The following is a 15,528-nucleotide window of genomic DNA, read 5'->3' as shown; positions in this document are numbered from 1 at the left end:
TCCAGCGGCTCACGATGTTTCGAGGATCGCCACCGCCGCTGCGGTGTCAGATTCATGGGTTAGCGACACATGGATCGTCACGTCCGCTAGGTGCTTCGCAATGTCGCCGGTCAGCCGCACTCGCGGTCGTCCCCACATGTCGGTTACAACCTCAATGTCACGGTGGATATCCTCCGGCAGCATCGGCCGCTGCGCGAAACGCGACCCAGACCAGGCCTTGATCACCGCCTCCTTGGCGGCCCAGCGGGCCGCCAAGTGACGCGCCGCCGACGAACTCTTGTCCGAAGCATCACGCCGCTCTCCTGGTGTAAAAGTCTCGGCGAACACGGTTCCCGGTTGGTCAACCTGCTCGGCGAAATCAGGAATGGAAACGAGATCGATTCCTACTCCGACAATGCCCACGAGCAGTCACGCTAACCGATTGTCGAAGTCATCGGGCATACGCCTCACCCTCGCCCAGCCGAGCGGCCGGATCGAGCAGCATCGCCGCCTCCTGCGGCTTTTCCGGCGTCTCGTGGTCGAAACGCCGATCGCTTGGCCGCTGGTACATCGGCTCGCCGCCGGCGATCGCCGAAGCTAGGCGGCGCTGACCAGCCACCAGACGTGCATCGGCCCGCCGCTGGTACTCAGCGCGCTGTCCGGGGTCCATCGCCGCGATGAACGCCTGCGGGTGTACCAGCGCGACCAGGCCAGACACGTGGCCGAACCCGAGACTGGACAACATCGCCGCCTTGAGCGGGAACTTCGCGCCGAGTCGCAAGGTGTCCCGCACCCAGACGAAGTGCGCGGAGCCGGCCAGTTCGTCGTCGACGCAATCCAGACTGCGGTTGGGCGGAATTACTCCATCCCGAAGCATCTGGCACAACCCCAACGTCTGGAATACCGCCGCGCCGCCCTTGGCGTGACCGGTCAGACTCTTCTGCGACACGATGAACAGCGGAGCGCCTTCAGAGCGTCCCAACGAGTCCGCGAGCCGTTCATGCAGCTCGGTCTCGTTGGGGTCGTTGGCAAGCGTTGAAGTGTCGTGCTTGGAGATCACCGCAACATCATCAGCAGCCACCCCAAGCTTGCCCAATGCGCGTGCCAAGGGCGAGTCCTTACCACCGCGGCCCGCGCTTAAGGCGCCCAGGCCAGGGGCCGGGATCGAGGTGTGCACGCCGTCACCGAACGACTGTGCATAAGCCACGACCGCGAGCACAGGCAGTCCCATCTTGACCGCCAAGTCACCACGGGCCAGCAGGATAGTGCCGCCACCCTGAGCCTCGACAAAGCCCAGCCGCCGCCGGTCGTTAGGCCGAGAGAACTTGGAGTCGTTGATCCCTCTGCCGCGCATCATTGATGTGTCTGCGGTAGCGGCCATGTCGCCGAAACCGATGATCGCCTCCAACGTCAGGTCGTCGAAACCGCCGGCCACCACCAACTCGGCCTTACCCAGCCGGATTTTGTCCACGCCCTCCTCGACCGAAACCGCGGCAGTAGCGCACGCGGCAACTGGGTGGATCATCGCGCCGTAGCTACCTACATAGGACTGAACCACGTGCGCGGCAACAACATTCGGCAGTACCTCCTGCAAGATGTCGTTCGGTTTGTTTCGCCCCAGCAGGTTGCCGTGGTACATGGTCTGCATCGAGGTCATGCCGCCCATACCAGTGCCCTGGGTACTGGCCACCAAACTCGGGTGCACGTAACGCATCACTTCAGTTGGGCTGAAGCCGGCGGACAGGAACGCGTCGACAGTCGCCACGATATTCCACAGCGCCACCCGGTCGATGGAGCTGGCCATGTCCGCGCTGACACCCCAAACCGTCGGGTCGAACCCGGTCGGGATCTGCGCCCCGACAGTTCGCGACAGCTTGGTTTTCCGCGGTACCCGAATCTCGGTGCCCGCTTTGCGAATAACTTGCCAATCCCCCGAGTCAGGCACCGGCCGAATGATGGTGTGCTCGGGGTCGAACTCGACGAAAGCGCGGGCGTCGGCCTCCGACGGCACCACAAAACTAAAGTCCTTGTCCAGGAACACCGATACCAGCAGCGGGGAAGCGTGATCCGGGTCGATTGCGCCGTCGTCCACAAACTCGCGGATGCCGACACGCTCCACGACAGTGTCGTGATACCGCTCAACCAACTCAGTTTCGTCTACCAAATCCCCGGATTCGACGTCGTACCAACCCGGCTGAGGGTCGTCTTCCCATCGAATCAGCCCGGTGGTCCAGGCCAGCTCCAAGACGCCGGCTGCCGACAGCTCGTTGTCAACCTCCATCTCGAACCGGGTGCGAGACGAACCGTACGGGCCGATTTCGGCGCCGCCCACAATGACCACCAGGTCCGCTGGATCGACATTGAGGTCATCCCATTGCGGAGCGGGAGCCAGAGAATATCCGCGCGGCGGGGAAGGCAGCGCAGCGACGGCACCCTCGGCCTCGGAATTTTGCGACTCCTCCTCGGAAGTGGCCCGCTCCCGCGCATTGGCCGCGAGTTCAGCCATATCAAGGTCGACTTTGGCCAATCCGCCGGTGAAGTCCGCCTTGATCGGCGCGCTGGCAGCTGCCACCTTGGACTCCACGTCACACAGGCCCAGCAGCATAGCCGCCATCTGGTCGGTCGAGTACGTCGTGACGCCAGCCTCTTCGACTGCGTCGACGATCGCGTCATTGTGACCCATCAGTCCGGTTCCGCGGGTCCAGCCGATCAACGCATGCGCCAGGCTGACCCGGGCCGCCCAAGACGACTCGGCGTGCCAGCGGCTCACCACGGCATCCAGCGCCGACTTGGCTTCACCGTAGGCGCCGTCACCGCCGAACAAGCCGCGGTTAGGCGAACCGGGCAGCACCACGTGCAACCGCGACGCGATGTCGCGCTCCGCGCCAATTGTGGACAGACCGGCGATCAACCGCTGGACTGCCCATAGCAGCACCTTCATCTCCATCTCGGCGCGCGAACCGACCTCCGACAGATCGCCGACAACGCGCGGTGCCGCAAACGGGAACAGCAACGTCGGGTTTTGCGCATCCTTGATATGAATCGACTGCGGGCCAAGGCTTTCGCTCTGTTCATTCCCGACCCAATCCACCACCGCGTCGATGTCGGTGTAGGACGCCATGTTGGCCGCGACCACCCAAAGCACCGCACCGTAACGAGCGTGGTCCCGGTAGAGGGAGCGATAGAACGCCAGCCGCTCTTCGTCAAGTTTCGAGGTAGTCGCAACGACGGTAGCTCCACCGTCGAGCAGCTGTGCCGCCACAGACGCCGCGATCGAGCCCTTTGAAGCACCCGTGATCACGGCGACTTCGCTGCTGTAGGGACCCGGGTCCGGGTTCTCGGCCCCGGCGGCGATCCGGCCGTACAAAGACGCATGTATGTGGCGCCCTGCTGCTAGCGACTTGCCCTGCCACCAGGTCGCTTGGGTCGCCACGACATGTCCGGCACCCTCGAACCGTTCGGAGCGTCGCTCCCAGTCGGCATCGATCTCACCTTCGTCGGTCAACCAGAGCTTGACCAAGTCCTCGCGGGCGCTGGCCCAGCGGTCGTCAAACACAACAGCCTTCTTTGCGTCGAAGACTGGCGCAACCAAACGTGGCCATTCCGAACCCAATTCGCCGGTGACCAAGTCGATGAGCTCGGCATCAGTGGCAGCGGGCGGAGCGGTAACAGGGTCTTCGAGCCCGAGTTGCCCCAGCACGAGCCGGGCGGCCGAGGCTAGCACACCGTCGCGACCGGTGATCTGATCGGTGAACTCACTCAGCGCGGCCGCGTCGACAGTCGCACCACCACCGCCGCCGGCAGAAGGCAAGGCCACCGCAGTCCCCCGGCGCGCGGCGACCGAAGCGACGGCGGCATCGATAACCTTGTCCACCGAAGCGGCATCGGCCAATGCCCCCTCATGCAAGTGCCCCAATGCATCCCCACGCACGCTGGTCCCCTCGCGGGTGCCGAGCGCAACTTCGACCGTGACATGACTCGCCCAGCCGTCACCGAGCTCCCAGGTCTTCTTCACCCGCTCGGCGATACCGCCGGGTCGCTTCCCCGACGGCCCGAGAACGGTCCGCAGTTGATCGTTGATCGCGTCGGAAAGCACTGGCCCGTAGGGTTTGTAGGTACGGGCTAACTTGGTTACCTGCGACCGTAGCCCGGCCAGGTCCGCCTCAGCGGCACCGTCGATAGCGCCCAAATTGAGCTCGGAACCCAAGTCCACCAACAACTGATTGCGCCGTGACGACGCACCGTCGGTGATCGACTCGATGGAGTCCAACTCCTCGATCTGGTCAATGCGCATTTTGGCAGACAGCGCTATCAACGCCAACGTAGCGTCGGCGGCATCGAACACGATGTCGTCGGGACGTGCGGCCCCGGACGGAGCCGCGGCCACGGGAGGAACCGCAGCGGCGACATCGGGGCTGGTTACCGCCTCGGGCTCGGCACCGGCGGCTGCCTCGGCCTCGGCGGGGCCCTCATCGATAGGCTCGGGCTCTGGATCGGTGTCGGTGGCAAACAGTACCGCCGCGTCGCGCTCCGCGTTGAGTACTTCCACTGTGCTGTGGGCATATTCGGGCAACTTGAGGGTGTTGGTTGCCAACCCTGTCACTGTGGGCGAAGACTTAACACCGATCTCGACGAATCGCTCTACGCCCAGGCCACCGGCAGCTTCTTCGATGAACAGCAGATCCTGCGTCTCGATCCAGCGCACCGGGCTGGCGAATTGCCACGCCAACAGTTCGATGAGCACCGTGCGCGCCAACTCACGTGGCCGCTCGCTGCGCCAGGTGTCGTAGTCGGCCAGGATCTCGTCAAGTGGTTCAGCCGGAACCAGATCCCGGATTTCCTGGATGAAGTCGCGATCCAGGCTGAACGGCCGCGGCACCAGGTTAGGAATGTAGCGACCGATGATCACATCAGGATCCTTGTCGCGCGGCATAACCCGGTCTAGGGAGCGACGGAAATCTGCCACACCCACACGGAGTACCCGAGAGTGGAACGGCACATCGATACCAGGCACCAAGATGAACGATCGCCGCCCGCCGGTGAGCTCGCGGCGGCGCTGCACCTCGGCTTCCAATGCCTCCAGACCGCGTACCGTTCCGGCAATCGCGTACTGGGAACCACGCAGGTTGAAGTTCACGATCTCGAGAAACTCCCCAGTGCTCGCCGAGATCTCGGCGACGAATGCCGGAACATCAGCATCAGCGAGGTCGATCTGGGACGGCCGGATCGCCGCCAGCCGGTAGTTTGAGCGGCCCAGCTCGTCACGCGGCACGATGTCGTGCATTTTCGAACCGCGATGGAACACCATCTCCAGCAGTGCTTCTAGCTCATAGATGCCGGTTACGCAGGCCAGTGCGGTGTATTCGCCCACCGAATGGCCACAGGCAATGGCATCTTCGGCGAAGGCGCCCTGCTCACGCATCTCCGCGACCTGCGCCGCCGCCACGGTTGCCATGGCCACCTGAGTGAACTGCGTCAGATACAGCACGCCGTCGGGGTGCTGGTAGTGGACACCGCAGCCGATGATGCTTGTCGGGTTATCGCGCACCACATGCAGTACCGAGAAGCCCAACGTTTCGCGGGTGAACTGGTCCGCGGAGTCCCACACCTTGCGGGCCGCCTTGGAGCGGGCACGGACTTCCATACCCATTCCCTTGTGCTGAATGCCCTGGCCCGGAAACGCGTAGGCCGTCTTCGGGGCGCGTAACCGCGCGGTCGCCGCCATCACCAGGTCCGAGCCAACGCGGGCGGCTACTTCGATAACCTCTGCGCCTTGGTCGATTCCGACACGTTCGACGCGGAAGTCCACCTCGTCACCCGGCCGGACCATGCCCAAGAAACGTGCGGTCCAGCCCACCAACCGCGCCGGTGGGCGGGCTTGCCCATCGGTTGCGGTCACTGCGTGCTGCGCCGCGGCCGACAACCACATCCCGTGCACGATCGGCGACTCCAGACCTGCTAGCAACGCAGCGGCCCGATCGGTGTGAATGGGGTTGTGGTCGCCCGAAACCACCGCGAACGGGCGCATGTCGACCGGCGCGGTAAGCGTGACGTCGCGGCGGCGGCGGCGGGGCGTGTCGGTGGTATTTTCTGACACCGCACCCCCGGCCCGGACCGGGTCGGCGAGTTCGGCCGTACCGGTACGCCCCAAGATCGCGAACCGTTCGCTGAGAGTTGCGATGATCGAGCCATCGACTCCGGCAACGGTGACCGAGGCCGGGACGACACGCCCCATGTCTGTATCGGTTGCCGTCGAAACCGTTGCCGTAACGACTAATTGGCCTGGGACGGTAGGTATCTGACCGACCACGTGCGCGGCGTGGTCCAAGTGCACCAGACTCAGCAGGCCCTCCACCACGGGCACGCCGGCATCGGTGACGGCCGAACCGATCGCCGCGAACAGCGCCGGCCAGCACAGACCGACAAGCGCGTCCGGCACAGTTGTGAGGCTGGGCGCCAACGGCTCACCGAAAGTCGCCGTGACCCCCGTATGGTCAGCTACCCGCTCGGGATCCCAGTTCACGGTCTGAGTCGCCGTCCCGTCTTTCACCGCGGGCAATAATTCCGGTTTGCCGACACCGGCGGCGATGGCCAGCACCGCACGCATAGCAGCGGCAGCGTCCTCGGTCGAAACCACCGGAATGCCGCCGTCAACAGTGTTGGCGGGCAAGGCGAACGGGATGTCGACCCACGTTCCCGAAACTGGCACGCTGAGCACAACTCGTTCGTCGCCGGTCCGCACCTGCAGCTGAGCGCCAGTGGATGAGTTTGTGGCACGCAGGCTTTCTGGCCCATCGTGTACCAGCCAGTCGCTGGGATCGGCGATTCGATGGACCGGATTGGTGGCAGTGCGGCCCGCCCACAGCACGTCGGGTGCATCGAGCACAGCGGCCAGCGTTCCGGTGGCATCGGGGCGACCCAGCCGCCGCGATGTCACATCCTGTGGTTCTGTCCCAGCACCGAGCACCTCGTCGATGGCGGCTTGCTCGAAGCGGTCGAGCAACTCACCGACTGGTTCATCAAGTCTGGTGATGCCGGCTACCGCCGCGGTTCCCGGAATGATGCACACCTGCTCGGCGTCGTAGCGGGCATCGTGTGCCTGCCACAGGGAGTCACTGCGCCACCAGCGCCGCACGTCCTTATCGATGACCGGCACGAAGTTGACCGGCTTGCCCAAGGTTTTGCACAACGTCACAAAGAAAGGCACATCAGCGGGATGCAGTTGAACAGTTTGGGCGTCCGGGTAGCGCGCAAGCAGGGTTGCGATGGCAACGTCTGGATTCTCCAGGAGCTGTGCACCATGCTCATCTGAGCTGTCAAAAAGGGTCCCGATAGGCCCGTGGTCTTGGGCGTGCAGCCGCGCCTCAGTTCGCTGCAGGATCTGCGCGAAGCGGTCGCGCCAGGTGTCTGCCAGCCACTTGCTGTCCGGTGCTGCGGTATCGGCGGTTGAGTCGCCATCGCCGATAGTCAGCTCTACATAACGCTGAATCCACTGCAGGTAGGTCATCTCGCCAACGTCGCCGAAGTATGGCTTGGCGGTTTTGGCCATCGCTGCGATGATCTCGTCGCGACGCTCGGCGACCGCTTCGGCGTCGCCGGCGACCTCATCGAGCAACCGGCCACAACGGGATGCCGCGTTGTCGATCTCGTGGATGTCTGCACCGAGCTGGCTCCGGCTGGAAGCCATGCCACCCTGGGCTTTTCCGGCACTAATCCACTGATCGGTGCCTTGGGTATCAACCAGCATCTGTTTGACCGCGGGCGACGTGGTGGACTCCTTGGTCGCCATCGCCGCGGTGCCAACCAAGATCCCGTCGATCGGCATCAACGGGAAGCCGTAGGCATGGGCCCACCGCCCGGACAAGTACTCGGCCGCACGTTCGGGAGTACCGATGCCGCCACCGACACACACCGTGACGTTGGCGCGCGAACGCAACTCGGAGTAGGTCGCCAACAATAGGTCGTCGAGGTCTTCCCAGGAGTGGTGGCCACCGGCACGACCGCCCTCGATGTGCATGATCACCGGTTTGGTGGGCACCTCGGTCGCAATGCGGATCACCGATCGAATCTGCTCAATCGTCCCCGGCTTGAACACGACGTGGCTGATGCCGATGTCGTTGAGTTCGCCAATCAGGTCTACAGCTTCCTCAAGGTCTGGGATGCCGGCACTGATCACGACTCCGTCGATAGCCGCTCCGGACTGACGGGCCTTTTGCACCAACCGCTTGCCACCGAGCTGCAGTTTCCACAGGTAGGGATCAAGAAACAAGGCGTTGAATTCGAAGGTCCGACCGGGCTCTAACAGCCCGGACAGCTCCTGGACTCGGCGGTGGAAGATCTCTTCGGTGACCTGCCCGCCGCCGGCCAGTTCCGCCCAATGCCCCGCGTTGGCAGCGGCGGCGATGATCTTGGCATCGACAGTGGTCGGGGTCATTCCCGCCAACAGGATGGGTGACCGGCCGGTCAGCCGGGTGAATTTCGTAGACAACTTGACTCTGCTGTCGGGGAGGCGAACCACCGTCGGCGCGTAGCTCGACCACGCTTGGGCCACTTCGGGGATAGCTCCCACGGTGAAAAGGTTGCGCTGACCACCGCGCGTTGCAGCGGGGATGATTCCAATCCCGAGGCCACGGATCACCGGCGCGGTCAGCCGAGTCAAAATGTCTCCGGGGCCTAAGTCGAGGATCCAACGCGCGCCGGCTTCGTGGACGCGGGAAATCTCGTCGACCCAGTCCACCTGCCTGACCAAGATGGCCTCGGCCAGCTCCCGAGCCAATGCGACATCGAGACCGACCTGCTGAGCCCAGCCGCCGATGATGTCGATCCCGTCGGCCAGCCGCGGGGTATGGAAGCCCACCTCCACCTGCACTGGCTCGAAAACAGGCGCGAAAACATCACCGCCTCGCACTTTGTTCTTGCGGTCGGCTTCTTCTCGGTCGGAAATCTGCTGGCAATAGAGTTCGAAGCGCGAAAGCTGTTCGGGCGTACCTGTGATGACGACCGAACGCCGCCCGTTGCGAATAGACAGCACCGGTGGCAGCACAGTGCGGACGTCCTGGGCGAAGTCGTCAAGCAAACGTTGGATGCGCTCAGGATCAGCGTTCGACACCGACACCATCGGCGGCCGATCTCCAAGTACTGAGATTCCACGTCGGCGGGCCACCAGCGTTCCCGCCGCACCGATCAGCTGTGCCAGGGCCAACAGCTCTACGTCGCGTGTCCCCCCGGCTTTGATCGACTCGACACCCAGCACACCCTGCGAGTGTCCCGCCAGCGCCACTGGCGGAGCCGCAATCGGGTCCATGCCCTGACGAGCCAACGCGCGCATGGCCGCGATCTGGGTAAGCAGCACACCAGGCACAGAAACCGCCGCGGAGGTCAGGTGCTTGTCAGACGGAGTCGGGTCTTCAGCCGCCAGCGCACGAACCCACTGCAGCGGCTCGAACCCAATAGGACGCACGACGACCAGCTCTTTGGCAACCGGCTCGAGCAGCAGCTCCACCTCGCCTACAAGCGTCGCCAGCTCCGCTTCGATCGCGGCAGCCGACACCAACTCTTCGAGGGTCTCCAACCACGCGCTGCCCTGTCCGCCGAAGGCGACCGCGTAGGGCTCACCGGCCGTCAGACGATCGACCAGAGCGTGGGTGTCCCCCACGAGCGGCTGGTGCCCCCGGTTCCGGTCGCCATTCCCGGCGCGGTCAGCGGACACCCGGCCGTGCTCGTGGATTGTCACGTCTGCATCTCCCTGTAGTGCGTCTTTACGTATCGGTTGGATCGGCCAGTCCGGACACCCACGTCAGAACCTGGACAAGTCCCGTTCGCTACCCCGTCGAATCGCAGTCAAAACTCGACTGACTGGTGTGTTGTCGGCGGGCCGACCCGTGGGACGAGCACCGCGTTTGACTGCGTCGGCTGCACTAAGAGTGTCATAAGGATCCGTCCGATTCTTTACCGCCGATCGGTTACTGACGAGTTCTACGCACGGGTAACCGTGTTGTGGGTAACACCGGTTTCATGCGCGAGCGCCGGTGCCCAGAACAAACGTCCTGCATGGCACTGGTTACGGTCGAGTAGCCACAACAGCGCAGATCAAGGCAGTATTGTTACATAATCGTTATGTTACAAATGGGTATTATGGTGGGCGCGCGAAGCCGCGTCGGCCATCGGATCGCGCAATCAACCGGGTTGACAACGCCACGCCAGGCTCGGATAGATGTTTGCTGGAGAGCAGGGAACCAAGGCTGGCCCAAACGGAATGTCAGACCCACTGCCCAAACTGAGGCTTGAGGATTGTATTGATGTCCACCCCGACCCCGCCGACACTGCGCTTGTCGATCTCGACTTGGTGCAAATTCGCGGCCGGATGGGTATAGCCCTTGGGCGAGCCCCAGTTGTGTTGCCAATAGTAGGAGCCCAAACCGTCCTGCAGCGCCCAGTCGATCGTTTTTGAATTGGCGTACACACCAGTCCGCTGATGCCCGATCACCGACTCCCAGGCGCGCAGATACGGAACGATCTGGTTCTTGTACTGCTCATATGACGGGTTGTCGTCGATCGAGGCGTAGATCGGGGCTCTCGCGGGACCGCCGGCTGCCGCGTGCAGCTGGATTCCACGCTTGGCGTGGCGCACGCCGGCGGCTGAACCGCCGAGCCAGTCAGACGTGCTGCCCTTTCCGTATTGGTAGCACGACACAATTTTGAGCCCGTTGCGATACAGGTCCCGGGCTTCCGCGAGCTGAATCGGCTTGCCCAGCATCCAGGAACCGCCCGGACGTCGGTCCGACACATAGCGGATCGCGCCCGCCGCGCCGGCCGCCCTAATCGCGTTGGCGGGGATGACCCCTGCCGCGTAGTCCAACAAGGTACCCAGAGAATCCGCCGACGCCGGTGCGGCGCACAACGACGACGCGGCGGCCGCGAGCCCGAGCAGACCGGGAGCCGCCGTAGCGTACTTTAGAACATCACGCCGAGAAACCGACATATGTCACAGGATACGACAAACACACCATTTGCTACATTGACCTCAGTGGTCACATCTGCATCACATTGGCGTATCGCTGCGCAGCACGATCCTGACGTCACAAGCGATCGCGCGCGTAGGACGTGCGCGGTGGAGTGACCGGTTTGCCGCTCCGGGACCCTCAGGTGCCCACCGGTCGGCTGCCAATCACCCCGCTGGAGGCAAGGTGTGCAAGATCTTCCTCGGTCAGACCGCATCGGTCGCGCAGTACCTCATGATTGTGTTCTCCGAGCGTCGGCGGCGGGCGCATCAGCCATTTGCGCTGCCCAGTCAGTGGAGCGAACGGTGGCGTGGGATAAAGTCCGCGGCCAGTCCGTGGATGTTCCAGCTCCTCGAAGAATCCCCGCTCACGCAGTTGGGGATTATCAGTCACCAGGGACGGCGATACGACAGGCGCGGCCGGAACTCCGACACCAGCCAGACGCTTCACGATCGGTTCAAGGTGCTGCGCGGCAAACCAGTCCCGCAACCGATGGTCGATCTCATCAGCCCGCTCTTGACGTCCAGCAACAGTTGACAGGTCATCGTCGGACCACCAGGGCTGATCCATGAGTCCTACCAGCGCCCGCCATTGAGTGTCGTCGCACACAGAGAGGGCAATCCAATCGTCGTTCAGACCAGCGCAACGGTAGATGTTTTGGATAGTCCCATCCTGACCGCGATTGCCCCGCCGATTCGGCATCGTCCCGAAGACTTCGAATTCGATCGGCTGTATCGCGGTCGCATTCAACACCGTTTCGACCATCGGCAGCTCGACCTGCTGTCCTGATCCGGTGCGTTCGGCATGATGCAGTGCGGCCATAACCGAGAAAGCGGCGTGCACGCCGGCCAGCGGGTCGCAGACCCCGCGTGGCGTCAACGGTGACTCGTCCGGAAATCCCGTTACCCACGCCAGGCCGCCGATCTGTTCCATCGTGGCGGCGAACCCGACGCGCTCACGCCACGGGCCAGCCAACCCGAATGCCGGCATCCGGGCGACAACAAGCCTGGGGTTTGCCTGCAGCAAGACATCGGCTGTGAGCCCGAAGTGATCCATCACTCGCGGAGAGAAGTTCTCGATCACCACGTCGGCGTCGGCGGCCAACGCGAGAAACAACCGGCGTCCTTCGCTGGAGCCCAAATCCAGTGTCACAGCCCGCTTGTTGGTGTTCATCGCGTGAAACACCCAACCGTATTCCCACCAGTCTTCGACATCGGTGCGCATACCACCCGAGTACCGAATGCCGTCCGGTCGCTGGATCGACTCCACCTTGACAACGTCAGCGCCGAACGCAGCCATTAGGTGCGTGGCGGCCGGCCCGGCCCAGAATGCGGTCAAATCGATGACACGGATGCCCTGAAGCGGCAGCCCATGACCGGCGGACGAATCGTCGGATTCAGTGTTGCGCGAAGACCAGGTGCCGTCAGCCGTATCGAGCGCGGCACCGGCGCGCAACGGCGCGGGCGCACACCGTGACATCAACCACGGCGGGCGGGGCTGGTGAAAACCGGCAGGGTTGCGAACAAAGATCCCGCGTTCGGTGGCGTGGTCGGTGTCTCGGATTGTGGCGCCGTTACCCAAAGCCGCGATCGGCAGCCGGAACAGTTGCCCCAGCTCGACGATCTCCTCGACGGTGTGCTCAGCAAACCAGGGACCAATCAGCTCACGAATCAGGTCCCGGTATTCCCAGCGGCCGATTTGAAAACGCAGCTGAGGGATCTCTTCAAGCTGCGGGCACTGCACCATGGCCGCGAAATCGAGCCATTGCTGGCCGGTGACCAACGTGATCCCCACGTAGCCGTCGCGCGCCCGCTCGATCGAGGGCACTTCGACCGTGCGAGTGACCGGCGGAACCCGCAGCAGCTGCGAATGCAGCCATTCGCCGCTCTGCATCAGCGTCATCGCCTCAAGCATCGACAGATCAAGATGCTCGCCCAGCCCGCCGCGCTCAACCCGGCGCCGTACGGCCAACGCGCCGAACGCAGCAAACACACCACCCATGTATTCCCCCAGGTCACAGCCGATAGCGACGGGGGGTCCGGCGGGATCGCCGCGAAAACCAGGCGAACCTGCCCACGCCTGCAAGGTGAACTCGCTGGCCGCGCGGTTGGCATAGGGGCCGGTCCAGCCGAAGTCGGAGATCGTCACGACGATCAAACGCGCGGAGTCGGCCAGCAACCGCTGCGGATCGATACCCAGGCTTTCCGCCTGCGCCTGGCTGGCGGTCACAAGCACTACGTCGGCAGCGCTGAGTTGGGCTCGGTAACGTTCCGAATCCGGGGACATGCTGACGATGCTCTTGCCCGCGTTGAGGTAGTTGAACAACGGCGAGTCCACGCCAGCTGGCACCGTCGATCCGGTAGCCGTGAACCTCCGCAACGGATCCCCTTGCGGTGATTCGATTTTGAGAACCTGTGCGCCCGCGTCGACCAACAGCTTTCCGCAGTAGCTACCGGCTACCCGATCACTGATCTCAACGACCAGCAATTTCTCAATTGGCGTCGGCCGATCGGAGGACCCGTGACTCACCCGGCCGTTTATACCACCACCACTTGGATAGCTAGCGGATTCACGTCTACTGACCAGCTTTGCGAGATCTGTCCGCTAGTTTGGCGCACGGAATCGGACCCGCGGCCGACGAGTCCGGCCCAAACGCCGACAGCCGGCCGCAAAACGCCCGCGTGTCATGGCGGCTACGCCACCAAGCCTAGGTTCGATCGGACACCGTATCGCGGGTTCCAAGGGTCGTGCTGCAGCAATGGCAACGCGCTGCCGAAGAGGCTTGGACAGCGAACCAAACCACAGCTCGCATAGCCCAGAAATGACGCGCAGCGACATTTCTTTGCGCAGAAGCGCTGCGACGGCCGAGGTAAAGAGTATCTTTCGAGAGAGTCGACAGCGGTCATGATGGCTCGTCAGAGACCACTGGCGCAGAGCACATAGCAAAGGGAAACAATGCAGGAGATAACGGAGTTCAGCCGATAATGATGTTGACGAGCTGTCACCGCCATGGATGACACCAACGAACCGGTGGCAGATTCTGCTCGATCGAAAGCCGACGCGATGGCGTTGGCGGAGGAAGCCGAAGCTGAAGCAGCCGAGGCCGAAGCGCTTGCTGCGGCGGCGCGCGCTCGCGCTCAAGCCGCCCGGATGCGGCGTGAGGCAATAGCCATCGGAGAAACCACGGACCCAGATGAAGAGGGCGACCCCGACGACGCCGACTGGGAAACCACAAACGACGCCGAGTACGAAGACGACGAAACCGCAGAACCGGAAGTCGAAAACTCACCGTCCCGGCGACGCTGGCTCCGGCTCCCTCGGCTATCCACGATCGCCCAAACAGCCGCGATCGTCATCATCTGTTGCTTTGCCGGCCTCAGCGGCTACATCTTATGGACCCATCATGAGGCCACCGAACGACAAGAGCGGGTCGCCGCGTTCGCAGCTGGGGCTCGAGAAGGCGTAGTCGCCATCACCTCGCTCGACTTCAAAAACGCCAAGAAAGACGTGCAACGGGTTATCGACAGCTCTACCGGCGACTTTAAGGACGATTTCCAGCGTCGGGCAGCCGATTTCACCAAAGTGGTTGAGCAATCCAAAGTAGTCGCCGAAGGAACGGTGAATGCCACGGCAGTAGCGTCCATTGACGGGCATACCGCTTTGGTACTCGTCGCGGCAACATCACGCGTTGCCAACGCAGAAGACGGTAAAGACAAACCTCAACAGTGGCGGCTCAAGGTGAGCGTGACCGAGGTCGACGGACAGTACAAGATGTCCAAGGTTGAGTTCGTATCGTGAACGATGATGCTCGCGACATCGAAACCGCCGAGATCGATTCAGCAACAAGCGAATCTGACGACTCGGCGAACGAATTCCTGGAAGAAAGCGCAGAGTCCGACTCCCCTGCCCCGACTCGGCGGCTGCGCCGCGACCTGTGGCGCGTACAGGTCACGCTGAAACCGATTCCGGTAATCCTGATCCTGCTCGTATTGATCACCGCGGGTACAACAGCGTGGCTCTACGTCAAGCAATACCAGCCCGATCAGCAGACCAACCCCAGCGTCGAGAACGCGGTTCTGCGCGCGGCCTCTGAAGGAACCGTCGCACTGTTGTCGTACGCGCCCGACACTCTCGACGAGGACTTCGCCACCGCCAGGTCGCATCTGGCCGGAGATTTTCTGGCCTACTACAACCAGTTCACCGAGCAGTACGTGGCGCCGGCGGCGAAGGAGAAGGCGCTAAGAACCAGCGCCGAAGTAGTGCGCGCTGCGGTGTCGGAACTTAAGCCCGATTCGGCCGTCGTACTTGTCTTCGTCAACCAGAGGACCATGAATAAAGACCACCCCGAACCGTCGGTGGCAGCCAGCAGCGTGCTGGTGACCATGTCGCGAATCGACGGCACGTGGATGATCAGCAAATTCATCCCGATCTAGCTTCTTGGACGTGCGACCAAGAAATACCGCGCCGCCGCTCAGGTAGGCCAGTATCGAGTGCAAGCGCGCCCTAGCCAGTCCATACCGAGGAATCTGTTGGCACGCGAAAAAAGTTC

Annotated in this window: 6 protein-coding genes; 2 read left to right on the top strand and 4 right to left on the bottom strand. The window is 63.2% G+C overall.

All coding sequences use genetic code 11. The annotated features are described in order from the left end of the window. Nucleotides 1–9 precede the first annotated feature (9 nt). The 4 genes from ACO07W_RS17310 to ACO07W_RS17295 all read right to left on the bottom strand — a co-directional run bounded on the left by ACO07W_RS17310 (nucleotide 10) and on the right by ACO07W_RS17295 (nucleotide 13,520). Nucleotides 10–402, bottom strand: a complete 393-nt coding sequence (locus ACO07W_RS17310; protein ID WP_421844962.1) for a holo-ACP synthase — start codon at nucleotides 400–402, stop codon at nucleotides 10–12. A gap of 28 nt (nucleotides 403–430) precedes the next feature. After that, nucleotides 431–9,712: a fatty acid synthase subunit beta domain-containing protein gene (locus ACO07W_RS17305; RefSeq protein ID WP_421844961.1), complete on the bottom strand. Its 9,282-nt coding sequence runs from the start codon at nucleotides 9,710–9,712 to the stop codon at nucleotides 431–433. A 525-nt stretch (nucleotides 9,713–10,237) separates the two neighbouring features. Then, the gene (locus ACO07W_RS17300; protein WP_421844960.1) at nucleotides 10,238–10,960 is read right to left on the bottom strand and encodes a DUF1906 domain-containing protein; all 723 of its coding nucleotides are present in this window, start codon (nucleotides 10,958–10,960) and stop codon (nucleotides 10,238–10,240) included. Between the two features lie 160 nt (nucleotides 10,961–11,120). Next, the gene (locus tag ACO07W_RS17295) at nucleotides 11,121–13,520 is read right to left on the bottom strand and encodes a CoA transferase (protein ID WP_421846066.1); all 2,400 of its coding nucleotides are present in this window, start codon (nucleotides 13,518–13,520) and stop codon (nucleotides 11,121–11,123) included. A 468-nt stretch (nucleotides 13,521–13,988) separates the two neighbouring features. Here ACO07W_RS17295 and ACO07W_RS17290 point away from each other — a divergent pair, with 468 nt between their 5' ends. Together ACO07W_RS17290 and ACO07W_RS17285 are read left to right on the top strand one after the other, a co-directional pair. After that, nucleotides 13,989–14,777 (top strand): hypothetical protein, encoded by a 789-nt coding sequence (locus ACO07W_RS17290; protein ID WP_421844959.1) that lies wholly within the window; start codon nucleotides 13,989–13,991, stop codon nucleotides 14,775–14,777. After that, nucleotides 14,774–15,412, top strand: a complete 639-nt coding sequence (locus ACO07W_RS17285; RefSeq protein WP_421844958.1) for a hypothetical protein — start codon at nucleotides 14,774–14,776, stop codon at nucleotides 15,410–15,412. The genes ACO07W_RS17290 and ACO07W_RS17285 overlap by 4 nt, the downstream gene beginning before the upstream one ends. Nucleotides 15,413–15,528: the final 116 nt, after the last annotated feature.

Origin of the sequence: Mycobacterium sp. (genome assembly GCF_965230835.1) — a bacterium.
Taxonomy (GTDB): Bacteria; Actinomycetota; Actinomycetes; order Mycobacteriales; family Mycobacteriaceae; genus Mycobacterium.
The sequence above is the reverse complement of the archived record's forward strand: the minus strand, read 5'-3'. Positions and strand labels throughout refer to the sequence as shown.